The organism is Brevibacterium sp. FME37 (assembly GCF_014897485.1).
Lineage (GTDB): Bacteria > Actinomycetota > Actinomycetes > Actinomycetales > Brevibacteriaceae > Brevibacterium.
The window spans coordinates 192,083-216,275 of sequence record NZ_JABUYE010000005.1 but is presented as its reverse complement, the minus strand read 5'-3'; the positions used below and the strand labels follow the sequence as shown (position 1 = coordinate 216,275).

The following is a 24,193-nucleotide window of genomic DNA, read 5'->3' as shown; positions in this document are numbered from 1 at the left end:
CACGCGAGGCCACAATAGACAAGTAGATTGATCAATTTATTTGTACAATAGAGCAATGCCCGATCCGAACCTTGCCGCCGAGTTCCGCAGTGCACTCCGTCCACTCATCCGCCGCTTCTACTCGGAACGGACGACCTCGCGCGGGAAGTCCGGCATCCTCACTCACCTGAATGAGCGGGGACCTGCCACCGCATCCGAACTCTCAGCGACAGAGAGGATCACACCGCAGGCAGTCGCCGTGGCTCTGCGCGAATTGGAAGATCTGTCGTATGTCGCACGCTCACGCGACGAGGTCGACCGACGCAAGGTCCGCGTCCAGATCACCGAGACGGGGCGCATCGCACTCGAACGCGAACATGCGGCCGGCACCCGGTGGCTCGCCGATGCTCTTGTCGAACATCTCGATGACTCCGAACGCGCGACGCTGTCAGCTGCCGTGCCCGTGCTGCGCAAACTCATGCGGGAGGCTGCGGATGAGTGAGCCCGAACCAGGCGGACGGCTGCTCCCCGCACTCATCTATGCGGCATTGTCGACGGCGATCGTCAGCTCGCTGGGCATGCTGCTCGTCCCGACGATCTCCTCCGAATTCCACGTCGCGATCAGCGCCGCCCAGTGGATGCTCACGATCAATCTACTCGTCGGCGCAATCGTCACCCCGGTGATGGGCCGCCTCAGCGATGGTCCACACAAGAAGAGACTCCTCCTCGGCGCTCTCACAATCATCCTCGTGGGTTCGGTGATCGCCGCTTTAGCGACCAACTTCGCCGTCTTCCTGATCGGGCGTGCGCTGCAAGGACTCAGCTACGGCATCGTGCCCATGACGATCGCACTGGCACGGCGCTATCTGCCTGCGGAGAAGAGCACGCGCGGCATCGCCAGCCTGTCGGTGACCGTGTCGACGGGAATGGGCATCGGGTACCCCCTGACGGGACTCATCGCGGGATCCCTCGACTATCAGTTCGCGTTCTGGTTCGCTGCGCTCTTCGTTGCCACAGCCATGGTCGTGGTGATCGTCGCTGTCCCATCGGGACCGGACACACAGGCGCCGCGAGTCCGCTTCGACGTACCAGGTGCGACAGTGCTCGCCTTCGGGCTCGCGGCGCTGCTGCTCGGGGTAAGCGAAGGAGAGATCTGGGGCTGGGCCACCCTGCCGACCCTGAGCTGCTTCGCGGTCGCGATCATCCTGTTCACGATCTGGGTCCTGCTCGAACTGAGGGTGAAGTATCCGCTGATCAATCTTCGGGTCCTCCGCAGCCCGGATGCTCTCGTCGCAAACCTCACGGCCATCACACTCGGCACGGTGATGTACATGGTGCTGTCGATCGGCAGCATCATCGCACAGGCGCCGAGCGAGACCGGATACGGTGTCGCCCTACCTGTGTTCTGGGCCGGGTTCGTGATGCTGCCGTTCTCGGTCGGAAGCTTCCTCGCCAACCGCCTCGTGCGACATCTAACGAAGCGGATTCGAATGACCACCCTACTGCTGCTGGGCGCGACACTGGTCACCACGTCATCACTTCTGCTGCTCTTCGCCCATACCCAACTCTGGGAGATCCTTGTCGGGATGTTCGTCGTCGGCATGGGTGTCGGCACCACCTATGCAGCGATGCCGGCGCTCATCGCCCGCACCGTCGCGACAGAGGAATTGGGCAGTGCGGTCAGCTTCAATCAGGTGCTGCGTACCGTCGGCGGTTCCTTCGGCAGTGCGATCTCCGGCGCGGTGCTTGCTGCGCACTTGGGTGCTGATGGCCATCCGAGCGCGAACGGCATCTTCCTGGCCCTCGCGATTTCAGCGATCGGTTGTGTCGCGGTGCTGATCGGCTTGCTCGCCGACCGGGTGCGCGGGGCGGGCGCTCAACGCTGAGGCAAGAGTCGCCCTCACCGCTGGAGCACCTGTGTCCAGGCGAAACCCGCATCGTTGGCAGGCAAAGAATGGTCCCGGAAGCGTTCACTTCCGGGACCATGCTCAGCTCGGAATACTCTGCCCTGGCCGGTCGCCTCTCGGTCGATCAACGCTCAGTCGGTTTTTCACGTCGCCGAGGACGACATTTTCCGACGCCGCGTTGCTTGAGAGGGGTTCTTCTGCGAAAGCCTGCAGCTCACTCGTCCTTCGGGCCGTCTCCCGAGTCATCACTCTTGGTGGTGCCGGGCAGGCCCTGTGCCTTGCGGCGCATGAGGAGGATGACGATGATGATGATGGCCAGACCGCCGACACCCAGCAACACGATCATCGGTGTCGACATGCCGGAATCGCTTCCGGTCGATTCGCCGATCTCGCCGCGCTCTTCGGTGTCCTTGCCCGGCTCGTCGACGACGCCGCCGCCGAGTCCGGCCTGTGAAGATTCTTCGACCGCACCGCCGGCGCCCTCGGCGTCAGAGATGGTGAAGTCGAAGTCACCAGAGATCGGGTGACCGTCCTGCGACACCACGCGCCAGGTGACTTTGTAGTCGCCGGGCTTGAGGTTGTCGGGCAGTGCGACGGTGAGCTTCTTGCCGTCGACAGCGAGCTCACCAGCAGAGACGTTCTTGCCGTCGATGACGACCTTGACCTCGGAGCCGACCTCCTGGACTTCACCGGAGAAGGTCATCTCAATCCATTCCGGCTGCTGGTCGACCGTCGATCCATCTTCGGGATTCGAAGACACGAGCTGGTCGTGAGCACTGGCCGGGGCAAAAGCAAAGACACTCAAGGCAGCCACCAGCAGGGCAGCGAAGCCGAGCTTGAGGGCGGACCACGTGGTTCGAGTCATGTCAGTTTTCTCCTTCAACAATTACCTTCAGTATCACCGAGTCTGCTCGGCCAAAGAGTGTAGATAGTCTGTGATTCCCGGCACGGACACTTCAATTGTCTCAAGAGTTTCTTCGAATTTCTTCAATTCCCCTGCCCACGGGTCCTCAACGTCCGGCGCCGGGGCATCAACGGCCTCCTCCTGAGACACTCGCGGATCGAATTCGCGCAGCATATGCAGCCGCGGGCGCGCCTCGGCGGGGAGGTCTCCGATGAGGTTCTGCAGGGCACGGTAATGTCTGCGGGTCATCGCGATGGCCACGTCACGTTCGGCCAACCAGTCGGGCGTGATCTGCCGGGCGACATGATCCTCGGTACGATACCCGGCCGTGCGCAGCACCCGCGCCTGCGTAGGGTCGATGGGGTTGCCGGCTTCCTCATCACTGATGCCGGCGGAATCAACAACCGCCTCGGCGTCGTTGAGTTCCAGATGATGTTGGAGCACACGTTCGGCCGTGACCGAACGACAGATATTGCCCGTACACACGAACACCACGGATGCCATCTTCATACGATTCTCCTGATCGATCCGATACCCGCAACGGCTGCGAGACACCGGCGCATCCGCACCGGTAACTTCTGACCGTTCTGCCTACTGATCACGATACTGTTGCACCATGACTTCTGAAACATCGACCGCTTCGGCGCGCCCTCAGGACGATCTGTTCCGCCACATCAACGGCGAGTGGATCGACTCGTTCACCATCCCCGACGACCGTGCCGGCGACGGCGCCATGCGCGAACTCTTCGACACAGCTGAGACCAAGGTCCGCGACATCATAACCGCCGTCTCCGACGCCCCGCAGGAGCCGGGCAGCGAAGGCCAGAAGGTCGCCGACGTGTACTCCTCGTTCATGGACCTCGACCAGATCAACTCGCTGGGCGTGACCCCTCTCGGCTCCTCCTTCGCCGCCATCGACGCCGCTGAGGACAAGTCCGAACTGGCAAATCTGCTGGGTCGCCTCGAAGTGGAAGGCATCGGCGGGGTCCTCGACGGCGGCGTCACCGCCGATGCGAAGGACTCCGACATCTACGCCCTCTACCTCCACCAGGGAGGCATCTCCCTGCCCGACGAGGACTACTACTTCAACGACGACCACGCCGAGGTGCGTGTGAAGTTCGTCGATTATGTGAAGAAGATGTCCGCCCTCGGTGGGATCGGTGCCAAGAGCAACGTCTCCGACGCCGAGGTGGCCGCCAAGGTGATGGCGTTCGAAACCTCCCTGGCCCGCCACCACTGGGACCGGGTCGCCTGCCGTGACGCAGAGAAGACCTACAACAAGGTCAGCCTCGACGAACTGCGCGAACTGGGCCCCGGCTTCGACTTCGACTCCTGGTTCGCGGCACTGGCCGCCGACGTCGATGAGGAACTGAGCTACGTGGTCATCGGCCAGCCCTCCTTCGTCACCGGCATGGCCGAGGTGTGGGACCAGACCGACATCGAGACGATCAAGACCTGGTTGCGCTTCTCCGTCCTCTCCGCCAACGCCGCACTGTTGACCGATGAGATCGTCGAGGAGAACTTCGACTTCAACGCCCGCACCCTCTCGGGCACCCCGGCTCTGCGGGAACGCTGGAAGCGCGGTGTCGGACTGGTGCAGGGCCTCCTCGGCGAGGCTGTGGGCAAACTCTACGTCGCGGCCGAGTTCCCGCCGGAGGCCAAAGCGGCGATCGACCACCTCGTGGCGATGCTCATCAGGGCCTACGACAAATCGATCAACGAGCTCGACTGGATGAGCGAAGAGACGAAGAAGAAGGCCCTGGTCAAGCTCTCGAAGTTCACACCGAAGGTCGGTTACCCCGAGGTGTGGCGCGAGTATCCGGCCGCGATCGACTCCTCTGACCTGGTGGGCAACGTCCGCCGCTGCGCCCGCGCCGAGCATGCGCGCCAGATCAAGCGCATCGGCAAGGAGATCGACCGCACCGAATGGCTGATGACGCCGCAGACCGTCAACGCCTACTACCACCCGGTGATGAACGAGATCGTCTTCCCAGCCGCGATCCTGCAGCCCCCGTTCTTCGATGCCGCCGGTGATGTGGCAGCGAACTTCGGTGCCATCGGCGCGGTCATCGGCCACGAGATCGGCCACGGATTCGATGACCAGGGTTCACGCTACGACGGCGACGGCAACCTCGTCGACTGGTGGACGGCCGAGGATCGGGAGCGCTTCGAGGAACGCACCAACGCCCTCATCGCCCAGTACGAGGCACTTGTTCCCGCCGGTCTGGACGAAGCGCAGCACGTCAACGGCGCGCTGACCGTGGGTGAGAACATCGGAGACCTGGGCGGACTGTCCATCGGCTGGAAAGCCCTCGAGTTGGAATTGGGACGGATGCCGTCAGCTGATGAGGCCGCGACGTTCTTCGAAGCCTGGGCCAAGGCCTGGCGGGCGAAGATGCGCACCGAGGAGCGCGTGCGTCGGCTGAGCATCGACCCGCACGCTCCGGAGGAGTTCCGCTGCAACCAGGTAGTGAAGAATATGACCGCCTTCCACGACACCTACGGCGTGGCTGAAACCGACGGCATGTACCTAGCTCCTGAAGAGCGCGTCACCATCTGGTAGGCGCTGTTTAGGCAGGCTTCCTCCCGGCAACCCGAAGGGCGCTGGGCAACCTCAGGGGACCAGTCCATCTGCAGGTTGCTCAGCGCCCTTCGGGTTGCTGAGATTGAAAGTCCTGGTCCCACACTCGCGTGATGTGCGCTATGCGCTATGCGCTGGGGGTTATGCGCTGTGGGATTGTGCTGCGCGCTCAGCGGTGCTGGCGGATGAGGCAGACCATGCGATAGTCGAACTCTTCCCAGCTCTTGATCGGGGCATCTGCGTACATCGCGGCCTCAAACTCGTCGAGCTCATGGAAGTCCGATTCCAGCGGGATGTCGTAGGGCATCTCGACGTAGAGAAGTCCGCTGACATCGGTATGCACGACGTCGAATCCGACATTCTTCGGCGCCAACTCGTTGTTCATCACGATGAGCAGTTTGCCTTCGGTGCCCGCGTACTCTTCCTCGATGTTGTCGACGTATCCCTGGGATTCGTGCAGTTCACGCTGTGCTCGGATGACGAATTCGGCGTAGGCGCCGATGCCGATGACGGGGATCCGAGAGGTCAGGGCTTCGGTCGCGACCTTGACCATCCGTGACCTCGCCTTGCGCGTCAGTGGGGTGACGTCGCCTCCGGACATGGCGACACCGTCGAAGCCGACCAGCGATTGTGCGATGTCATCGTGGTTCGGGTTGTGCATTGTGATATCGAGTCCGAAGCGGGCGTACCACGGCCGGGTCACCTTCGCGCTTTCTTCGTCCCACCACACGTAGAAGAGGAACGGCACATTGATGCCGGCTTCCGAGAAGTAGAACGGCGGGGTGCGCTCTCCCGCAGTGACCTCGAAGGGAACGACATTGCCCTCAATCGGTGCGGGGCAGGTGGCGAAGGCGGTGAACGCGAACGGGTAGTTCACGGCTCGGTTGAAGTCGACGACGAGTGAACCGTCATGATTCGGGACGCCCAAGTCGAGAGTCCTCCACGCCGGGGTGGTCACGCCATTCGTGGAGTCGTGGAAGTCCAGCTGCAGCCCGCTGGCGGGGTTGCCAGTGGCCAGAAGCTTCACCTCGCCGGCTTCGCTCGTGAAGGAAACTACTCCGACGGCCGGGGTCTCAACGTTGAGGCCATCCTGCGCTGTGTTGATCTTGTGCACTTCAGGCGTCTCAAAGGGAGTGAACTTCGCTAAGAACACGAAGCTGGGGTCCGGATCGAAGACTGGAACTTCGAAGAATTTGCCCAGCAGCGGCGACTTGGAATCCCGGACGCGGATTCCGATGCGACCTGCCCGGTCGATGAGTTCGTAGAGCACATTGCCGACAGTGAACCACTGAAGGGATCCTCCGGTGGGCAGCTTCGCGCTGAATCCATTCTCCTCGACCCGCACTTCAGGCCCTGAGATCTCTGGGATCTTCGGCAGAATCGTGGTGTCGCTCGGTACCGATGCCGAGCTGGAAGGGGACGCATCGTTGGTGCTCAGGCCTGCCTCGGCGGACTTACTCATGAGGTCGAAGGTCGCGGCAGCAGGACCGGCCTTGGTCCCAGGCTCCAGTGCCACGCTGACCCAGCCATCGTCGACGGTGAAGGTGCCGGGTGCGTCCGGCCAGGTCGTGGTCTCGTCGAGCCAATGCAGGCCGGACACGCTCAGCCAGCCGAAGGGAGTCGCCAGTGCCGAGTTCCTAGAATCCCGCCATGTGTTCCATTCGGTCACGAACTGGTTCACGTCGCACACTCCTTGCATTGCATTGCGTTGCTCCTCGGGCCTGGTACTCGGGCGATGGGCGATGAAGCCCGAGCGGCCGATGGCTCCTGTGGCACTGGATTCTTACCCTCCGTCGTCTCGACGCGGACTAGAAGACCAATGCCCTTGTAGCCAAAGCTACCGCAAACGATAGGCTGTGGAAATGAGCACATCGCCCGTGACACCACGTACGAAAACCCAGGTCGCAGCCGATCTGACGGACTTCATCAGTTCTTCTCCCAGCTCCTATCATGCCACCGCGACGGCGGCCGCACGATTGGAGTCCACTGGTTTCCGCCGACTCAAAGAGCGCGAGATTTGGGAACTCGAGCCCGGCCAGGGCTATTACGTCATCCGCGACGGCGCAATCATTGCATGGCGAACTCCAGCGAGCAAAGCTGATGTTTCCGGTGCTGATTCGGGTGGGTCGTCGGCTACGATTCCAGGTTTTCGCGTCTTCGGTTCTCACACGGATTCCCCAGCCTTCAAGCTCAAACCGGGCGAGGAATTCACTGCCGAAGGAACTCGTCAGATCGGCGTCGAAATCTACGGCGGACCACTGCTCAACTCGTGGCTCGATCGGGAACTGGCGCTGGCCGGGCAGCTCAGCCTCGCCGACGGTTCCGTCGTCCTCGCACAGACTCCGCCCATCGCGCGGATCCCGCAGCTGGCCATCCACCTCGATCGCCAGGTCAATGATGGTCTGACGCTGGACAAACAACGTCACACCACTCCGGTCATCGGTCTCGCGGATCTGGCTGAAGCCGATGTCATCGAGATCCTCGCCGCCTCCGCCGAGGTGGATCCTGAGCAGGTCGTGGGACACGACGTCTACACGATCCCGGTTCAGTCCCCCGGGCTCTTCGGTGCCCGGGAAGAGTTCTTTGCCGCACCGAGGTTGGATAACCTGTTGTCTGTCCACGCCGGTATCAGCGCCTTAGTGGAAGTCGATGCGGCGGCGCTGGATTCCGTCGCGCTCTTCGCCGGATTCGACCACGAGGAGATCGGGTCGAACTCACGCTCCGGTGCATGTGGGCCTTTCCTCGCCGACGTCACCGAACGCATCATCGCTTCCTTGTTCCCGGAGTCAACGCGCAGTGACTATTTGGCGTCGCTGGCTTCGTCGATCTGCGTGTCCTCCGACGCAGGTCATGCCGCCCACCCGAACTACCCGGAGCGTCATGATCCCCATGTTCGCCCCCACCTCGGCGGCGGTCCGCTGCTGAAACTCAATGCTCAGCAGCGCTATGCCACTGACGCTGTGGGCACGGCCGCCTGGTCGCAGGCATGCGCGGCGGCCGGTGTGGAGTACCAGAACTTCGTGTCGAACAACGCGATGCCCTGCGGGTCGACGATCGGCCCCCTGACCGCGGCCCGCCTGGGTATGACCACCGTCGATGTGGGCCCGGCACTGTATTCGATGCACTCGGCTCGCGAAATGGTCGCCATCGATGATGTGGTGGCGCTGGGAGCGGCGGCGAAGGCGTTCCTGCAGGGGTGAGCGCTGGAACTGTTCCAACGGTTTGGCCCTACTCGGCTTGGTCCATCGTGTTGGCACCAGCACTCGTCATGTAGCCAAGTTGCGGAACAGTACACGGGTTGCAACTTGTGTACTGTTCCGCAATCTGACGCAGCCGCCGGAAGCCACCGACGCCCAGCTGCTGGCTGCGTCCAGCCTGCTTCCTTCTAGGCGGTCAGTTCGACGCCGTTCCGCTACCGACACAGCGCCGCGCGGCTGCAGGATCAGCGCCGCCCGGCTACAGGACGCTGGCGAACAGCAGTTGAAGCGTGCCCCTCGGGGCCCATGTGGCCACCCTTTGAGATGAAACATGACTTGCTGGAAACGAGGGTAAATTGGAGCCATGAATTCTCCGACTCCGGTCTTCGACGCGCACCTGCACATCATCGATCCGAAACATCCTCTCGTCGAGAACAACGGCTACCTGCCGGACCCCTTCACGGTCGAGGACTATCTCATGCGCATCAGCGGCCTGGGTATTGCCGGCGGAGCAGTGGTCGCCGGGTCATTCCAAGGGTTCGACCAGTGCTACCTTGTCGATGCTCTGAGCATTCTTGGTCCCGACTTCGTCGGCGTGACCCAGCTTCCCACCGACACATGCGACGAACGCATCCTCGAACTCGACCGCGACGGTATAAAAGCTCTGCGCTTCAACGTCGCCCGAGGAGGCTCTGCAGTCTTGGACGACATGGAGTATATGGCTCGTCGGGTCCATGACCTCGTCGGGTGGCACTCGGAGCTTTACATCGATGCCCGCAGCATCGACGAGGATCTGGGTGAGCGCATCGCCGGACTGCCCGCGGTGAGCATCGATCATTTCGGCATGCACCGCGACGGACTGCCGGCCCTTCTGCGCCTGGTCGAACGAGGCGTCAAGGTGAAGGCGACAGGTTTCGGCCGTGTCGAACTCGATCCTGCCGCCACGATGCGAGCCATCGTCGACGTCGACCCCTCGGCGCTCATGGTAGGTACGGACCTGCCGTCGACCAGAGCTCCTCGAGCGTTCGAGAACTCAGATTTCGACATCATTCGTGACGCTCTGTCACCGAAGGAACTCACCGCCGCGTGCTGGGACAACGCCGCGGAATTCTATCTGGGACGCACGCGCGACTGATCCTAAAGCCTTGGCCTCTGTGGACCTCGATCAAGTAGCATTCCACGGATGAACTCCCAACGATCGAATCTCGCCTCCACCCTGCACAGCCTCGATGGTCGCAGCTACGGAAACTACAAGCAGATCCGTGGCAGCTACGAGTTCGGGCCGGTCACCGTGTTCATCGACCGGGTCCAGGTCGACCCTTTCGCCTCCCCGTCGAAGGTCCGGGTCAGGATCGACCGCGCCGAGGCGGGGTTCCCCACTGACATCACCAGCGAACGCGCAGATCGTATCGCGGCCGCCGACTTCCTCTTCCGCGTCGGCGATTCGTTCCTGCACCACAACGGTCGGCGCTCGATCATCCTCGGACGCCCGGGACAAGAGGTGCTTGAGCGCACCAATGTCGTCATCGATGACGAAGGCTTCGAGGCACGTCTGCTCGTCAATCTTCCGGCTCGCGGCAGACGTATCTTGGGCCACCAGGCCGCGGACATCCTCACTCGCGATCTCCCTGAACTCGCTGAGGCCATGTTCGTCCATGCCAATCTGCCCCAGGTCGATAAGGCAAACAGCGGTCGGCCCGGGCAGGTCAACGGCAGCCAGGCCGGTGAAAATCTGCGCGAACATGTCCAGCTCCACAGGGATCAGCTGGAACTGCAGAACCACCTCGGCGAGGCAGGTCTTCTCGCGTTCGTCGGCAACGGTGCGATCCTGCCGAGGCGATCCGGGGATTCGGATCTGCCGATGGAGTCGAACGCTGTGGCCTTCGCCAGCCCGAGTTCACTCGAGCACACCGTCACACTCTCGAGCGGACGCAGTCTCACAGGCATGGCGATCCCTCGTGGTGTCACAGTCATCGTCGGCGGCGGCTATCACGGCAAGTCGACGATTCTGCGCGCTCTCGAGCGCGGCGTCTACCCGCATATTGCAGGCGACGGCCGGGAATGGGTCATCACGGAACCCAGTGCCACCTCCATCCGGGCCGAGGACGGTCGCGCCGTGACCGGCGACGACATCTCGCCCTTCATCAACAATCTGCCATCCGGCACTGACACGAGAGCCTTCACCACGACGAACGCGAGCGGGTCCACCTCACAGGCAGCCAACCTCGTCGAAGCTGTGGAAGTCGGTGCACGTTCGCTGCTCATCGACGAGGACACCTCGGCGACGAACTTCATGATCCGCGACGACCGAATGCGCGCACTCATCCCCGCCGACCGCGAACCCATCACCCCTTTCGTCGACCGCATCCGTCCACTGTTCACCCACCGAGGCGTCTCCACCGTGCTGGTCGCCGGTGGATCGAGCGCATTCTTCGAGGTCGCCGACCATGTCATCGCCCTCGACGCCTACGTGCCCCAGGAAGTCACCGAGAAGGCGCACGAACTCGTGGGTATGAAATCAGCCGATGACACAGGAGAAGTGTTCACCACTCCGCAGCCTCGAGTCCCCACGGCGAAGGCACTGCGTCCCAGCTCGAAGACGAAGTCGGCGAAGGCGAAAGGGCTCGGTCAGGTTCAGTTCGGCAAGGCCTTCATCGATCTGACCGCGGTGTCCCAGCTCGTCGACCCGCAGCAGACGACGGGCATCGCCGAGGCGCTTGAGTATATGGCCGAGATCTTCGACGACCGGACCTCACTGACTGAGGCTCTGGCCGAGGTCGAGGACATGCTCGATGCGCAGGGAGTCGACGGTCTGACCGGCAATCGCGATCATCCGGGGCATGTCGCCCGCCCCCGTGCACAGGAGATCGCGGCAGCGCTCAACCGTTTCCGGGGGCTGCGACTCATCGACTGAGCCGACTCTCCGGAGTCGACTCGCCTTCAGAACCGGGGCACCTGTTCAGTGCTCCTCGACCTCTTTCGAGTCGGTCAGGGTGCGAATACCGAAGATCGACATCACCAGCACGATGCCGGCAAGGACCGTGAACGAAATCTGCTGTGAGTGCACAAAGCCCGCAACCATTGCCGAATCCCAGGCACCCTGCGGCAGTGTGCTGCCGAGAACCGTGGCCATGATCGTGCCGACGATCGCGACGCCCACGGCGTTGCCGAGCTCCTGAGCTGTGTCATTGAGCGCCGATCCGATCGACGTGTGCGTCTCAGGAAGTGCACCGAGGAGAGCGACGGCACCGGTCGTCATGATCGTCCGCATCCCCATGGTCATGATGAGCATCCCGATCGCGCACCAGATGAATCCGTGCGTGAGAGCGAAGATCCAGACGACGAGGCTGATGAGGACGAGTGCGATACCGCCGATCGAGGTCTTGCGGTGACCGAAGCGCGCCATGGCGCGATCAACGAACGGGCCGGCGAGCAGCATGCCTGCCACGAATGGCAGGTTCGCCAACCCCGCCTGGAACGCCGACCATCCCCAGGCGAACTGGTAGAGCTGAGTCGAGACGAACATGACGCCCACCATGGCGATCATTGTCGCGGTCTGGAGGATCGCTGAACCACTCACGGTCGGCAATGCGAGCAGCTTGAGATCGAGCATCGGGTCCTTGGCAGACTTCTCTCGCCAGATGAAGCCGATGAGGGACAGTACTCCGGCGGCGAAGATGATGATCGTCAGCGGTGCGCCCCAGCCGTTTTCAACCCCAGCGGTGAAGCCGTAGAGGAGAAAGCCCAGTGAGGCCACAGAAAGTATGCCGCCGGGGACGTCGGCATCACCTGCGCGCCGGTCAGCAGGGTCATCCTTGGCGATGCCGAACCGCACGCCGAGCCAGGCGATGAGCGCGACCGGTGCGTTGATCACTAGGAGTACTTGCCAGGGCCAGTTCGCGATCGCGAGTCCGGCAATTGTCGGACCGAGCGCGAAGCCGATCATTGAGACGACCACGATGAGGCCGATAGCCCTCGTCCGCAGATCGTCGCGGTCGAAGAGTCGAAATACCAGTGACATGGTCAATGGGGCGATGAATGCGGCGAAGATTCCTGACACTGCCCGCACCGCGATGAGCTGAGCGGGCGTGGAGACGAGCAGCACCGACAGTCCGGCAAGGCCGAAGAGCGCGAGACCGAAGAGGAGGGTCCAGCGGCGACCAAGCTTGTCACCCATTGTCCCGCCGACCATGAGCAATCCGCCGAACGTCAGCGAATAGGCGCCGACGATCCACTGCAGGTCAGATGGAGAAGCATTGAGGTCTCGCCCGATCGTCGGCAGAGCGACATTGAGAATCGAGTTATCGACCATCTCTACGAGCATGGTCAGGCACAGGGCGAGAAGAGCGGGCCAGGCAGCGCGGAGACTCTGCGGTTTGGCTGCTCGAGTCTCGGCGATTGAGGAGGTAACAGAGGAGGAGGACATATGCGTCCTTTCGCGTGTGGGTGATAGTCGGCTGGATAGCCGGTGCGAAAATAACATCAGGATCGAACGACGATCGATGATGGAACGCCGTTCGATGCATCGAACTATGTTCGAGAATAGAACGGTGTTTGGTTGAATGCAAATGGGTGGGTAGATTCAGAGACATGGATTCAGGTGCATCACGACGTTCGGTCCGAGATCTCGACACAGAAACAGAAAGTTCTGACAGCGGAGAAGATCAGAGCCCAGGCGGCACGGGCGGTCCAAGTGACACCACCCCACGTCGTCGCGGCGGACGGGGAAAGCCCCGTTCCCGCGCCTCTCTCTCGCTCGAGACAATCATCGACGCAGCGATTTCGACCCTCGACACAGTTGGAGCGGAGAAGGTCACACTGAGGGGGCTGGCAGCCGAGCTGCAGAGCGGGGTGGCGAGCCTGTACTGGTATGCCTCGGGCAAAGATGAGCTCATGGCGATAGTCGCCGACGAGCTGCTGGGGCGCGCTCTCGAGGAGGCCTCGGCCCTCGAGGAATCAGGGATGACCCGTCCGTCTACCTTTGCCGACTTCCCAGATCCGGAACCAGACACACGCACCAGCGACTCAACTGGTGAGGGGCTTGTGCAGATCCGGCGCCTGGTGCTGTGTCTCTTCATCCAGATGATTGAGCACCGCTGGCTGGCAGGGCAACTCATCAAGGCCGGACCCGATGAGCAGAACTCGCTGACATATTGGGAGCGGATCGGTCAGGCGCTGCAGAAGATGGAACTCAACGTCACCACACAGTTCCATGCCTCTCTGGCGGTCGTGAATTACGCATCCGGAATGGGGGCAGAAGTCTCACAGGGAGCCATCAACCGGGAGGCAGCGGTCGACGCCGAAGCAGAGTTCGCCGAGCAGGTTGACCACTGGTCGAGCTTCAGCCCTGAGCAGTTTCCGTTCGTCCATTCAGTGCTCGAAGAGTTCCAGAACTTCGACGACAAGTCGGAATTCGTTGCGGGCCTCGATCTTCTGCTGTCAGGGATCGAGCGCCAGACCTGGGGCTGAGCACATCGACGACGCAGATGGACCGCTGCCTGTAGCGATCGCCCGTAATGCTGACTCGCCTAACCGTCGAGGAGTGCGACGAGGTTCTCAACCGTCGTCACGGGCAGTGAGCACTGTGTTCCCTGGCAGACGATGGCGGCACCGTCGGGCACCTCGACCTCTGCACCGTTATCACCAGGGACGCCGGTTGAACCGGTGACCAATGTGACCCCAGGATGCCTGGCCGCGATGCTGTTCAGCGCGGCATCTCGGGTGGCGACACGGACTGGTTTGAGAGCTCGTTCGGACTGCCACAGCGCGTGACCGCAGCCGCGTGGGGCGCGTCCGGCGAGCGCCCTATAGACGCCGAGCAGCCGGTCGCGCAGGTCGAGTAGTCCTCCGGTGCTCAGGCCGTCGGTCTCAGCTCCGCCGTCCACGCCGATCTCTGCGAGCAGAAGTGCCACTTCTGCCGCGGCGGACCTGCCTGAGGGCACAGTATTGTCCACCGGATCGGAGGCTCTGACGTCGAGGATCTCGTCGCCCATGGAGTCGAAGACTTCGAGCGTCTCGCCCTCGGCGGTGAAGTCTGTGAACATCCTCGCGCTCCATGACTTCAGGTCACTCACCTGCACCGACGCTCCTGGGAGTTGGCGGACCATGATACCTGCAGTGACGAACTGCGCCCAGTCGGCGAGGCCTGCCTGGCCGGGTCCCGGGGTGCCACCGGTGAAGCTGCGGCGGACCTCGAAACCCGCATCGGCGCCGAAGCGTGCGACCATCGCTTCCCACAAGTGGACAGCTTCACTCCCCCAGCCCGCCGCCGGTTCGATGGCGGCGGAACCACCAACACCAGCACCGCCATCTGCACCAATGCCGCTTCCGTCGGACGCACCGGCGTACAAGGCGACCTCGGCCAATGCAGTGATTGCCAGCGAGTTCCATTCGGTGATCGTCTTCTCATCCCGCGCGGGCTGAGGGCGTGTGCCCAATAGGTGCCTCAGACTCTCCTGCTGTGCGACCGTCGCCGAGGTGGTCCACGGTGCAGGGTGGTTCTCGTCGAAGGGCACCTCGTCCATGCCCAACCAGTCGATGATGCGGATGGCGGCGACGACGGAACCGGAGAGTTCCGCGGCGGCCGGCGAATCGACGAGCTGCAGCAGTCCCTCCTCCCCCACCTCGGCGAACTCTTCGGGTGTCACGACGTAGGCGGCACCTTCTTCCAGCACATCGTCAGCATTGAGGGAGTCCGCGTCGAGTGCGGCGATGAATCGGTCACCATCGGACATGTCCGTGGTGAGGAAATTCGCGGTGTCGGTGACCTCGCGTTCGGCGAGCGCCAACCACTTCGAATCCGGGTTGAGTGCACGTTCGACCTTCGCCCATTGCACGGCGGCGCGAAGGTAGAGCGCATTGTCATAGAGCATCTTCTCGAAGTGCGGCACGAACCATTGGCGGTCGACGCTGTAACGGGCGATACCGCCGCGCACCTGGTCACGCATGCCGCCGCTGGCAATCCGGGCGAAGGTGCTGCGCACCGCGATGAGACAGTCGAGGACGAGCTCGCCTTCGAGGTGTCCGTCGGCTCCCAGCCTGTCGACCACGTCAAGGGCCAGTGCCCCTTCCCTCGCCGAGGTTGTTCCACCCAATCGTACGAATGTGGCCAGGAGCTGCATCAAGTTCATCAGCGGTGGGAACTTCGGGGCCTTGCCGAACCCGCCCCACGCGGGGTCATAGGAGTCGAGCAGGGACTCGGCAGCAGAGTCGAGTTCCTCGGCGCTGAGCAGCTCGGACGCGGCCTCGGCAGGCAGGGCATCCGAGACGGCACTGGCCATATCAGCCAGACCCCGATCCATGCGCGCCGTCATCTCGGTCACCTCATCGCGGCGCTCCGTCCACGACTGGGACACGGCGGCGAGCACCTGCGTGAACGCAGGCAGATTTCCCCGCGGGGCCGGTGGGAAGTACGTCCCGGCATAGAAGGGGCTGCCTTCCGGGGTCGCGAAGATCGTCATCGGCCACCCGCCTTGACCACGCATCGCCTGGAGGGCGTTCATGTAATAGGAGTCGATGTCCGGCAGCTCTTCGCGGTCGATCTTGATCGGCAGGAAGTTCTCATTGATGACGCGCGCGATGGCCTCGTCTTCGAAGGATTCATGAGCCATGACGTGGCACCAGTGGCAGGTGGAATAGCCGATCGAGATGAGCAGCGGCACGTCACGACGGGCCGCCTCGGCGAGGTTGCCCTTCGTCCACATTCGCCAGTCGACGGGATTGTCGGCGTGGGCGCGGAGGTACGGACTGGTGGACGACGCGAGTTCATTGGCCATGCCCCCAGCGTCTCATTCGAATGCCCCCGCTGAGAACCGGCTCGTCATTCCACCGGCGCGAATGCCCAACATGAGGGCAAGGAGCGATGAGGATTCGGGTGCCTTCAGCAGTCGTGCCTCCCCGTTGCTGCATGCCCATCCACTGAGCCATGTCCTCAGCAGAGCTGATCGTAACTATCAGCTGAGGTGCACTGACCAGGGCGCTCGATCTGCTCTCGGCCAGGGGGCCGACCCGCACAACAGCGGGAGGAAAATCCACCGGTCACCCACCAGAGGCCTTGCTCGCAATCCTCCGCTGCATCAGCAAGGTCGCTTCCTGAAAAGAACAGCCTTCCATGAGAGGATCCCACTATGGATGACTCGACCTCACTGGATGACTCGACCACGCTGAACGAGACGACTGCCAAAAACGCTTCGGCCCCGATGCGCTTCACCGTGATCGCACTCGCGTTCGTAGTTCACTTCGTCGCCTGGGTCGGCTACTGCTCACTCATGTTCGCAAAAGCCGAGTATTACTCCGCCCAGAGCCTGCCCGCCGGAATTGCCATGTCCGTCCTGGCCTGCCTGGCCGGCGCCGCTGCCATCGTCGTCGCACGCGAGCTCTCGCCCATTCCGCGCAGCATCGTCACCGTGCTCAGCATTGTCATCTTCGGAATCTCGGCCATCGCCGAGGTAGTGGGACACATCGAACGGCCGAGGCCGGAAATGTTGGCGCTGACCTTCACAGAAGTCGTGCTGCTCATCGGCGCATTCGTGTTCCCCTTCGTCATCGTAGGGGTCCTCGTCGCCGTGGTGGGCAAGACTGCAACGGATGGCAAGCCTCCAGTACCGACCAAGCTTCCGGCAGCGGGCCGGGCGACAACCGGTGCGGGGGTCGTTCTTCTTGTCTGCGTGGTGATCGTGTTCTGCTGCCACGTGCCGTTGTTCCAATTCCTCGGTCCGACTGCATTGCCCTCGTGGTACCGGCCGGCTTGGCCGATCGCCCTGAGCTCGGCAGTCGCCACGGTCGCCGCGGTGTTCCTCCTTGCACGCGCGCAGGGCCGCACTTCTTCACCAGGCTGGTCGCTGGCCATCAGAGTCTCCGGCTTCCTCACCCTGCTCTGCGCAATGTATCTGTGCAGTCTGGCGACCGGTGAGATTGTGGCCTTCCTACCGCTTGGCGACCTGAGCCGGCTGCTATGGCGGGGAGCCGTGTTGGGACTCTTCATCGGTGCAGTGGCTCTGTTCGTCTCTGCGGCAGCGGGGAAGCCTCGACGCTGACCTCAGAGGGCTTCGACGAACTCGACAAGCCGGTCGGGCCTGTTGGTGATGATGCCGTCAGCGCCGAGGTCAATAGCCTTCTCCATCTCCTCGACACTGTCGACGGTCCACACTAGGCTCGACATTCCCAGCTCGTGGACGTGGCCGAGGAAAGTCGAATCGGCCGCGATGTACTGAGGATTGACCTGGTCGACCCAGGTAGCGAAATCGTGCAGTTCGTCCGGGCAGAGCCTCCCCAGAACCCCGACGGGGACTTCAGGCGCCAGGGCATGGAACTCGCGGATGAAGGACCAATCGCCGGACTGGACGACGAGCATCCCCGCCGCCAATGCCCGGTCCAGATAATCGGGCACGGATGTCAGGGACTCAACAAGCACCTCGGCGATTCCGGGGTACTGGGCGGGATGCTTGACCTCGAGCAGCAGGCCGGTGCGGGTGGTGTGCACCAACTCCAGCACCTCGCCGAGGTGGGGCACGGTGACGCCGGCGAAGGAGGACCCCTTCCAGCTGCCGGCGTCGAGGGCTGCGATCTCGGCCGTCGTCATACCGCTTACGCTGAGGTCGGCACGCTCAGGGTGGAGCAAGCGGACGTTGGTGGTGCGCTCGAGAGTGTCGTCGTGGATGACGATGAGGTCGCCGTCCCTGTTCATATGCACATCGATTTCGATCATGTCCGCACCCTGCTCGATTCCGGCGGCGAAGGCGGGAATCGTGTTCTCGGGATACTTCGCCGAGGCTCCTCGGTGAGCGATGACCAGCGGTGGAACACGGACGTGGGAGGTAATTGCTGAGCAGGGGTTCAGGAGCGCGATGGGCATGTGGGGACTCCTCGACGATTGCTGCCGGTGACTGCGGGTCGGAGGCCGAATCGCGAAGACGGTCCACCGACGGTGCAGCCCATTGGCGATCAGATTAGTCATCACGAGCAAGTTCGCGATGTTATGAGAGTGGACTGGAGGTGAATCCTGGCCGTGCCGGGCTCACGAGCGCAGCCGTGGTTCGCTCTGCTCACCCACTGCTTCACTTTCCTTCAATGAGCCAATCGCCCCCACACCTGCGCACTACAGGAGCGGCTTGGTGGCAGACTGAAGACATACACAGCGGAAGTTCAGGCTTTCATCCGCCCGAACCTCTGATCGCATGATTGCCGAAGGAGGCTCAGTTCCATGGAGATGTTGCAGACCGCACTGGACGGCATCGATTCCGTATCGTCCTACGTTCTCGTTGCAGTGCTGATTCCCACTGGTTTGTATTTCACCATCCGCACCGGAGTAATCCAAGTGCGAATGCTGCCCGAAATGTTCCGCACGCTCGTCGAACCGGGAGGAAGAGATTCCGAGGGCAATAGGAACATCTCACCGTTCCGGGCCTTTTCCATCTCTGCCGCATCACGGGTGGGCACGGCCAATATTGCCGGCGTGGCCTTGGCCATCTCGCTGGGCGGCCCTGGTGCGATGTTCTGGATGTGGGTGACTGCCATCGTCGGCGGTGCCACCGCTTTCGCCGAGTCCGCACTCGGCCAGGTCTACAAGATGAAGGACGGCCCGAATTTCCGCGGCGGCCCGGCGTACTACATTCGGCACGGGATGAACATGAAATGGCTGGGTCTGATCTTCGCCGTGATCGTCGCCATCACCTACGGCATCGTGTTCAACACGGTGCAGTCGAACTCGATCGTTGACGCTGTCGGAACATCGTTCAACATTGAGGACTCGAACTTCGCATTCACAGCAATCGCCGGTGTGGTCATCGCCGTCGGTGCCTATGCGATCTTCGCCGGTGGAGCCAAGCGCATCTCGAACGTCTCCGCATACCTGGTGCCGATCATGGCCGGTCTCTACCTGATCGTCGGGATCATCGTCGTGGCGCTCAACCTCGGCGCCGTCCCCGACATGATCGCCACCATCTTCTCCGACGCATTCAGCATGAACTCGATCGCCGGTGGATCGCTTGGTTCCATCATGCTCATCGGCGTTCAGCGCGGCCTGTTCTCCAATGAGGCCGGAATCGGTTCCGTTCCGAATGCCGCGGCAACGGCCTCGGCGTCTCACCCAGCCAAGCAGGGATTCGTGCAGGCCCTGGGCGTGTACTTCGACACGATCCTCGTCTGCTCGATCACGGCGTTCATCATTCTGCTGTCCAACCCCAAGTACGGTGACTCCGGCGAGGGAATCCAGTTGACGCAGACGGCGCTGAGCGGGCAGCTCGGACAGTGGGCGATCCACTTCCTCACCTTCGCGATCTTCCTCTTCGCCTTCTCCTCCATCCTCGGCAACTACTACTATGGCGAAGCCAATATCGAGCACCTGACCACCAGCAGGGTCGCCCTGCGGGTGTATCAGCTGATCGTGATGGTGTCGGTCTTCATCGGAGCGATTGCCGCGCTGGACATCGTCTGGACCGCAGCAAACATCTTCATGGCGATCATGGCGCTGATCAACCTCTTCGCCCTGCTGATGCTTTCGCCGCTGGTGTTCAACCTGCTGAAGAACTACCAGGAGCAGCGCAAGCAGGGACTGGAGCCGGTCTTCCACCGCTCCGATCTGCCCACGTTCAAGCACATCAACACCACCGTCGACGCCTGGGACGGCACGGACGAGGTCACCACTGCGAAGTTCTGGCAGGACCGCGGCAAGAAGGTCCGCCCGGACGAGTGACACCGGCGTCCTGTTCACGCAGCGACAGCGCAATCGCATCGGGCGTTCCCCCTCACGGGAGCGCCCGATGCGCATTCACTGCAACCACTACAAGACGACTGGAAGGAAGTTTCCATGACTGTGGACCGCACAGAATTGGCCGAAGCCCTCGCCGAGGCGACCGGATGGTCGGTCATGGCCGATGCCCGCCGAGTGACGTTCACCAATGATGATCCACCGCAGGTGGTCATCTGGACTGTCACCGACGCTGAGATCGGCGAACTCCGTTACAGCCAAAACCGCATGGCCAAGTCGGCCGGAGCTCGACAGACTGCCGATCTAGGAGCATTGTGGCTGCCTGTCTACGAGGCGCTGGGTCCGTTCGAAGGATCCCGGGGATATATGCACGGGACAGAACTGATCATCCGCGAGTGATCTCGGTCAGGACTTGACCACCCTCACTCGCGGTTGGTCAGCGCTTGACTGACTTCGAGGTTGCCCCGGTTGCCCAACTGATCTGCCCGAAGGTGACCCGATAAGTCTTCTTGCTCTTCGTCTTAACCTTGTATGTGGCCTTGCCCTTCTTAGCGGTCACCGTCTTGATGGTTTTCCACTTGCTGCCGGACTTGACCTGGAATTTCACCTTCGGATTGTAGGTGACCTTCCCGTACTTCTCGGGGTTGTAGACCTTCGTCGTCGAGGTCAGAGTGACGGTCTTGCCGCTGCGCTTAGATGCGAGAGAGGCGTAGGTCTTGCCGCGAACGTAGAAGGAGCCCTTGGTGTAGTCGGTGCGCGCATACCAATGCGAGTTGTAGTTGGCATCATCATAGTCAGCGCTGATCTCAGAAGGCCCGATCCTGTACTTCCCTAGTCCCTCCAAACTCGGGCAGATCATTGCCCGATCTTTCGTTGAAGGCGAATGATAATTGCCAAAGTACGCGGAGGTGGTGCTTCCATGGCGGCCAGCAATATCTGCCTCCACGTCCCAACTGTCCACCTTCGACTTCTTGTACTTCATGTGAACATCAAAATATTTGCAGTTGCCGTTTGAGACAACCATGTTTTTCGCCGACAGCTTCGTCACGTCGAATGACATCGTCGCCGCCTCAGCGGACACAGCCGGACCGACAATGAGTGCCACAGCGGCAATAGCAGAGACAAGGGCACGCCTGATGAACTTCATGGAGACTCCAAAGAGTGGAATTGAACAGAGGAATGCCAGAGTCGGAGTCTTGGAATGTGTCAGTCGGCAGGCAGCGTCACGATACTTGAGGTGTCAATAAGCCGAACAGTATCACACCTGAATTCTGCCCGAGCGAAGAACCGTATCTACACAAAAACTGGTGGCCACGGAACCTCGGCGAAACCCGCAATAGCGGATCTTCCTTGGTTCCGTGACCACCAGTCATGGTGTCCGGAATCCCGCACCCAGCTTCAGCAGCAGATCAACGGATCAGCCACCTCGGCGATGGAGCTATTCAGCTCACAAAAGGATCTCAGTCCTCTTCGACGATGAGCGGGTAGACGCCGTTCTCGTCGTGGGTCTCGCGGCCGGTGACAGGCGGGTTGAACACGCAAGCCATGCGCAGTTCCTCGTCGGCGACAACGGTGTGCTTCTCGTGTCCGTCCAGGAGGTACATGGTGCCGTCGGAGAGGGGGTAGGTCTCGCCTGTCTCCTGGTCGGTCAGAGTGCCCTTGCCCTGCACGCAGTACACGGCTTCGACGTGGTTCTGGTAGTGGAAGGTCGAGGTGGTTCCGGCGTAGATCACGGTGTCGTGAAGCGAGAATCCGACTCGTTCCTTACCCAGCACCATGCGGCGGCTGCGCCAGGTCTCCGACTTGATATCGCGGTCTGTGTCGTTGAGGTCATCGCGGTTGACTACGTACATTCGTGGTCCTTTCAATCGGTACATCAGACGGGTTGCCGATGTGTCGGTCGAAATGTCGACCGATCCACCGGCAACGCGTCATACAAGTTTCATGGTTGAGTCTCGGCGAACCGAAGCTCAGTTTTTCAGGCTCTCGCGCTCAGCTGGGAGCAGGCTCAGACCGCCGCGGTTTCTTTGGCCGGAGCGAACTTCAGCACAGCAGCCTCGATGATGTCGAGGCCCTGTTCCAGATCGTGCGAGGAGATGGTCAGCGGAGGCATGATCTTCGTGACCTCATCCTTGGGACCGGAGGTCTCGAGGAGCAGGCCGTTCTCGAAGGCTTCTGCTGCCACCTTGCCGGCAACCTCGTCATCCTCGAAGAAGATTCCGGCGAGGAGTCCGCGTCCACGGATGGATGCTCCCTCTGCCTTCTCCACGATCGAGTCGAGGCGCTGGTGCAGTGCGGCGATTGTGTCGGCCAATTCGTTCTGGAACGTGTTGTCGGCCCAGAAGTTCTTGATCGCGGCGGTCGCCGTAACGAATGCGGGGTTGTTTCCGCGGAAGGTTCCGTTGTGCTCGCCTGGCTCCCAGACGTCGAGTTCGGGGCGGAACAGGGTCAGTGCCATCGGCAGACCCGATCCGGAGATCGACTTCGACAGGCAGACGATGTCTGGTTCGATGCCAGCCTCTTCGAAGCTGAAGAACGATCCGGTACGGCCACAGCCGGCCTGGACGTCGTCGACGATGAGCAGGATGTCGTGCTTCTTGGTGAGCTCGGACAGAGCGCGCAGCCATTCGGCACGTGCGGCGCGGAGGCCGCCTTCGCCCTGCACGGTCTCAACGATGACAGCGGCTGGCTTGTCGACGCCCGAGCCGGAGTCTTCGAGGACCTTTTCAAGCCACAGGAAGTCAGGAATCTCACCGTCGAAGTAGTCGTCGTAGGGAATCTTCGAGCTGTTGGTCAGCGGGATGCCTGCGCCTTCGCGCTTCATCGAGTTGCCGGTCACCGACAGCGAGCCCAGGGTCATGCCGTGGAATGCGTTGGTGAAGGACAGCATGTGCTGACGGCCCGTAACCTTACGAGCCAGCTTCAGTGCAGCCTCGACGGTGTTGGTTCCCGTTGGTCCGGGGAACATCACGGTGTAGTCGAGTCCGCGGGGCTTGAGGATGAGGTCCTGGAAGGTTTCGAGGAACTCACGCTTAGCTGGGGTCTTCATGTCCAGCGAGTGCAGGACTGCACCCGACTGGAGGTACTCGATGAGAGGGTTCATCACGACGGGGTTGTTGTGCCCGTAGTTGAGAGCTCCGGCGCCGGAGAAGAAATCGATGAATTCCTTGCCGTCTTCGCCCCACTGCTTCGCACCATGTGCCTTGGCGAAGGTGGCGGGCCAGGAGCGCGAGTATCCTCGCACCTCTGATTCGCGAGTTTCGAAGATGTCGGGAGTTGTGGTCTTAGAGCTTTCGGTCATCACTTGAGTCCTTTCGACTTCTGGATTACCCGCTTGCCTCGTGAGCAAGCGGCTAGGCGGTGGCCGCGACCGATCAGTTTCGGATACGGCTGTCGCCGGTCGGCGTCCCAGTCGGGATCAGCTGATCCCCAGGGCGCCTGGTGGCACCAGACTTTTCAGCGGTGCATCAAAGTGGTGCGATTTCGTACAGGTACTCGGTGTCGTGTCCGTCCGGGTACAGATCCGGGGTGATCAGCGCACGCCGTTCGCACGACGCTCCGCGCTGCTCAGCGAATGACTGGAACAGACGGTTCGACGCATCGTTATCATCGGTGATCGTTGTCTCCAGGCGGAGCGAATTGGTGCGGTCGGCCAGCTCGTTGAGCATGGTCTTCGCCAATCCGTGTCCGCGGAAGTCCGACGAGACAGCGACCTGCCAGATCATCAGCGTGTTAGGCCGATCCGGGCGGGTGTAACCGGTGACGAACCCGGCGGGCTCTCCGCCGATTCGCGCGATGGTCGAGGTGGCCGAGAAATCACGGCACCACAGGATGTAGGAGTACGAGGAGTTAAGGTCGAGAACGGCCGAATCTTTAGCCAGTCTCCACATGTGTTGACCGTCCTCCATGGTTGGAGTC

The 24,193-nt window shown here is 61.9% G+C and carries 21 protein-coding genes; 10 read left to right on the top strand and 11 right to left on the bottom strand.

Features of this window, described 5'->3' with window-relative positions:
* Positions 1–55: 55 nt before the first annotated feature.
* Both INT29_RS08615 and INT29_RS08610 read left to right on the top strand, forming a co-directional pair.
* The gene (locus INT29_RS08615; protein ID WP_101573272.1) at positions 56–481 is read left to right on the top strand and encodes a MarR family winged helix-turn-helix transcriptional regulator; all 426 of its coding nucleotides are present in this window, start codon (positions 56–58) and stop codon (positions 479–481) included.
* The gene (locus INT29_RS08610; protein WP_193071373.1) at positions 474–1,865 is read left to right on the top strand and encodes an MFS transporter; all 1,392 of its coding nucleotides are present in this window, start codon (positions 474–476) and stop codon (positions 1,863–1,865) included. The genes INT29_RS08615 and INT29_RS08610 overlap by 8 nt, the downstream gene beginning before the upstream one ends.
* 235 nt (positions 1,866–2,100) lie before the next feature.
* On the opposite strand, the gene INT29_RS08605 is transcribed toward INT29_RS08610, so the two are convergent.
* Complete coding sequence (locus INT29_RS08605; RefSeq protein ID WP_193071372.1) at positions 2,101–2,751, bottom strand: copper resistance protein CopC; 651 nt, start codon at positions 2,749–2,751, stop codon at positions 2,101–2,103.
* 33 nt (positions 2,752–2,784) lie between these two features.
* Positions 2,785–3,300: a low molecular weight protein-tyrosine-phosphatase gene (locus INT29_RS08600; RefSeq protein ID WP_101573266.1), complete on the bottom strand. Its 516-nt coding sequence runs from the start codon at positions 3,298–3,300 to the stop codon at positions 2,785–2,787.
* A gap of 106 nt (positions 3,301–3,406) precedes the next feature.
* Here INT29_RS08600 and INT29_RS08595 point away from each other — a divergent pair, with 106 nt between their 5' ends.
* Positions 3,407–5,353 (top strand): M13 family metallopeptidase, encoded by a 1,947-nt coding sequence (locus INT29_RS08595; RefSeq protein WP_193071371.1) that lies wholly within the window; start codon positions 3,407–3,409, stop codon positions 5,351–5,353.
* A 187-nt stretch (positions 5,354–5,540) separates the two neighbouring features.
* Here the strand turns inward: INT29_RS08595 and INT29_RS08590 are convergent, their stop codons facing one another.
* Complete coding sequence (locus INT29_RS08590; protein ID WP_319020863.1) at positions 5,541–7,052, bottom strand: DUF1684 domain-containing protein; 1,512 nt, start codon at positions 7,050–7,052, stop codon at positions 5,541–5,543.
* Positions 7,053–7,233: 181 nt separating this feature from the next.
* Here INT29_RS08590 and INT29_RS08585 point away from each other — a divergent pair, with 181 nt between their 5' ends.
* The 3 genes from INT29_RS08585 (at position 7,234) to INT29_RS08575 (ending at position 11,482) form a co-directional block, all read left to right on the top strand.
* Positions 7,234–8,571: a M18 family aminopeptidase gene (locus INT29_RS08585; RefSeq protein ID WP_193071369.1), complete on the top strand. Its 1,338-nt coding sequence runs from the start codon at positions 7,234–7,236 to the stop codon at positions 8,569–8,571.
* A 361-nt stretch (positions 8,572–8,932) separates the two neighbouring features.
* On the top strand, positions 8,933–9,703 hold the full coding sequence (locus INT29_RS08580) for an amidohydrolase family protein (protein WP_193071368.1): 771 nt from the start codon (positions 8,933–8,935) through the stop codon (positions 9,701–9,703).
* A gap of 48 nt (positions 9,704–9,751) precedes the next feature.
* On the top strand, positions 9,752–11,482 hold the full coding sequence (locus INT29_RS08575) for an ABC-ATPase domain-containing protein (RefSeq protein ID WP_193071367.1): 1,731 nt from the start codon (positions 9,752–9,754) through the stop codon (positions 11,480–11,482).
* Between the two features lie 45 nt (positions 11,483–11,527).
* Here the strand turns inward: INT29_RS08575 and INT29_RS08570 are convergent, their stop codons facing one another.
* Complete coding sequence (locus INT29_RS08570; RefSeq protein ID WP_193071366.1) at positions 11,528–12,994, bottom strand: MFS transporter; 1,467 nt, start codon at positions 12,992–12,994, stop codon at positions 11,528–11,530.
* Positions 12,995–13,158: 164 nt separating this feature from the next.
* Here INT29_RS08570 and INT29_RS08565 point away from each other — a divergent pair, with 164 nt between their 5' ends.
* Positions 13,159–14,037: a TetR/AcrR family transcriptional regulator gene (locus INT29_RS08565; RefSeq protein ID WP_226841748.1), complete on the top strand. Its 879-nt coding sequence runs from the start codon at positions 13,159–13,161 to the stop codon at positions 14,035–14,037.
* A 59-nt stretch (positions 14,038–14,096) separates the two neighbouring features.
* Here INT29_RS08565 and INT29_RS08560 read toward each other — a convergent pair whose 3' ends face one another.
* Together INT29_RS08560 and INT29_RS20755 are read right to left on the bottom strand one after the other, a co-directional pair.
* On the bottom strand, positions 14,097–16,343 hold the full coding sequence (locus INT29_RS08560; RefSeq protein ID WP_193071365.1) for a thioredoxin domain-containing protein: 2,247 nt from the start codon (positions 16,341–16,343) through the stop codon (positions 14,097–14,099).
* Positions 16,344–16,355: 12 nt separating this feature from the next.
* Positions 16,356–16,451, bottom strand: coding sequence for a PEP-CTERM sorting domain-containing protein (locus INT29_RS20755; protein ID WP_226841774.1), 96 nt, complete (start codon positions 16,449–16,451; stop codon positions 16,356–16,358).
* Positions 16,452–16,694: 243 nt separating this feature from the next.
* Here INT29_RS20755 and INT29_RS08550 point away from each other — a divergent pair, with 243 nt between their 5' ends.
* Positions 16,695–17,603: a hypothetical protein gene (locus INT29_RS08550; RefSeq protein ID WP_193071364.1), complete on the top strand. Its 909-nt coding sequence runs from the start codon at positions 16,695–16,697 to the stop codon at positions 17,601–17,603.
* A gap of 2 nt (positions 17,604–17,605) precedes the next feature.
* Here the strand turns inward: INT29_RS08550 and INT29_RS08545 are convergent, their stop codons facing one another.
* A complete protein-coding gene (locus INT29_RS08545) occupies positions 17,606–18,421 on the bottom strand; it encodes a glycerophosphodiester phosphodiesterase (protein ID WP_193071363.1) in 816 nt (271 codons plus the stop codon).
* Positions 18,422–18,769: 348 nt separating this feature from the next.
* Here INT29_RS08545 and INT29_RS08540 point away from each other — a divergent pair, with 348 nt between their 5' ends.
* Positions 18,770–20,260, top strand: coding sequence for an alanine/glycine:cation symporter family protein (locus INT29_RS08540; protein ID WP_101573244.1), 1,491 nt, complete (start codon positions 18,770–18,772; stop codon positions 20,258–20,260).
* A 114-nt stretch (positions 20,261–20,374) separates the two neighbouring features.
* Complete coding sequence (locus INT29_RS08535; RefSeq protein ID WP_101573242.1) at positions 20,375–20,674, top strand: hypothetical protein; 300 nt, start codon at positions 20,375–20,377, stop codon at positions 20,672–20,674.
* A gap of 37 nt (positions 20,675–20,711) precedes the next feature.
* Here the strand turns inward: INT29_RS08535 and INT29_RS08530 are convergent, their stop codons facing one another.
* From INT29_RS08530 to ectA, 4 genes are all read right to left on the bottom strand, one after another.
* Positions 20,712–21,422: a hypothetical protein gene (locus INT29_RS08530; protein ID WP_101573240.1), complete on the bottom strand. Its 711-nt coding sequence runs from the start codon at positions 21,420–21,422 to the stop codon at positions 20,712–20,714.
* A 313-nt stretch (positions 21,423–21,735) separates the two neighbouring features.
* Positions 21,736–22,128 carry an ectoine synthase gene (locus INT29_RS08525; protein ID WP_101573238.1) on the bottom strand — a complete coding sequence of 131 codons (393 nt, stop codon included), beginning with the start codon at positions 22,126–22,128 and terminating at the stop codon, positions 21,736–21,738.
* 155 nt (positions 22,129–22,283) lie between these two features.
* A complete protein-coding gene (gene ectB / locus INT29_RS08520) occupies positions 22,284–23,576 on the bottom strand; it encodes a diaminobutyrate--2-oxoglutarate transaminase (protein ID WP_101573236.1) in 1,293 nt (430 codons plus the stop codon).
* A gap of 166 nt (positions 23,577–23,742) precedes the next feature.
* A complete protein-coding gene (gene ectA, locus INT29_RS08515) occupies positions 23,743–24,183 on the bottom strand; it encodes a diaminobutyrate acetyltransferase (RefSeq protein WP_180959005.1) in 441 nt (146 codons plus the stop codon).
* Positions 24,184–24,193 lie beyond the last annotated feature (10 nt).

Bases quoted from the DNA above. Each gene is read 5' to 3' on its own strand.
- INT29_RS08615 (WP_101573272.1), top strand. From the start codon at position 56: ATGCCCGATCCGAACCTTGCCGCCGAGTTCCGCAGTGCACTCCGTCCA.
- INT29_RS08610 (WP_193071373.1), top strand. From the start codon at position 474: ATGAGTGAGCCCGAACCAGGCGGACGGCTGCTCCCCGCACTCATCTAT.
- INT29_RS08605 (WP_193071372.1), bottom strand. From the start codon at position 2,751: ATGACTCGAACCACGTGGTCCGCCCTCAAGCTCGGCTTCGCTGCCCTG.
- INT29_RS08600 (WP_101573266.1), bottom strand. From the start codon at position 3,300: ATGAAGATGGCATCCGTGGTGTTCGTGTGTACGGGCAATATCTGTCGT.
- INT29_RS08595 (WP_193071371.1), top strand. From the start codon at position 3,407: ATGACTTCTGAAACATCGACCGCTTCGGCGCGCCCTCAGGACGATCTG.
- INT29_RS08585 (WP_193071369.1), top strand. From the start codon at position 7,234: ATGAGCACATCGCCCGTGACACCACGTACGAAAACCCAGGTCGCAGCC.
- INT29_RS08580 (WP_193071368.1), top strand. From the start codon at position 8,933: ATGAATTCTCCGACTCCGGTCTTCGACGCGCACCTGCACATCATCGAT.
- INT29_RS08575 (WP_193071367.1), top strand. From the start codon at position 9,752: ATGAACTCCCAACGATCGAATCTCGCCTCCACCCTGCACAGCCTCGAT.
- INT29_RS08570 (WP_193071366.1), bottom strand. From the start codon at position 12,994: ATGTCCTCCTCCTCTGTTACCTCCTCAATCGCCGAGACTCGAGCAGCC.
- INT29_RS08565 (WP_226841748.1), top strand. From the start codon at position 13,159: ATGGATTCAGGTGCATCACGACGTTCGGTCCGAGATCTCGACACAGAA.
- INT29_RS08560 (WP_193071365.1), bottom strand. From the start codon at position 16,343: ATGGCCAATGAACTCGCGTCGTCCACCAGTCCGTACCTCCGCGCCCAC.
- INT29_RS08550 (WP_193071364.1), top strand. From the start codon at position 16,695: ATGGATGACTCGACCTCACTGGATGACTCGACCACGCTGAACGAGACG.
- INT29_RS08545 (WP_193071363.1), bottom strand. From the start codon at position 18,421: ATGCCCATCGCGCTCCTGAACCCCTGCTCAGCAATTACCTCCCACGTC.
- INT29_RS08540 (WP_101573244.1), top strand. From the start codon at position 18,770: ATGGAGATGTTGCAGACCGCACTGGACGGCATCGATTCCGTATCGTCC.
- INT29_RS08535 (WP_101573242.1), top strand. From the start codon at position 20,375: ATGACTGTGGACCGCACAGAATTGGCCGAAGCCCTCGCCGAGGCGACC.
- INT29_RS08530 (WP_101573240.1), bottom strand. From the start codon at position 21,422: ATGAAGTTCATCAGGCGTGCCCTTGTCTCTGCTATTGCCGCTGTGGCA.
- INT29_RS08525 (WP_101573238.1), bottom strand. From the start codon at position 22,128: ATGTACGTAGTCAACCGCGATGACCTCAACGACACAGACCGCGATATC.
- ectB (WP_101573236.1), bottom strand. From the start codon at position 23,576: ATGACCGAAAGCTCTAAGACCACAACTCCCGACATCTTCGAAACTCGC.
- ectA (WP_180959005.1), bottom strand. From the start codon at position 24,183: ATGGAGGACGGTCAACACATGTGGAGACTGGCTAAAGATTCGGCCGTT.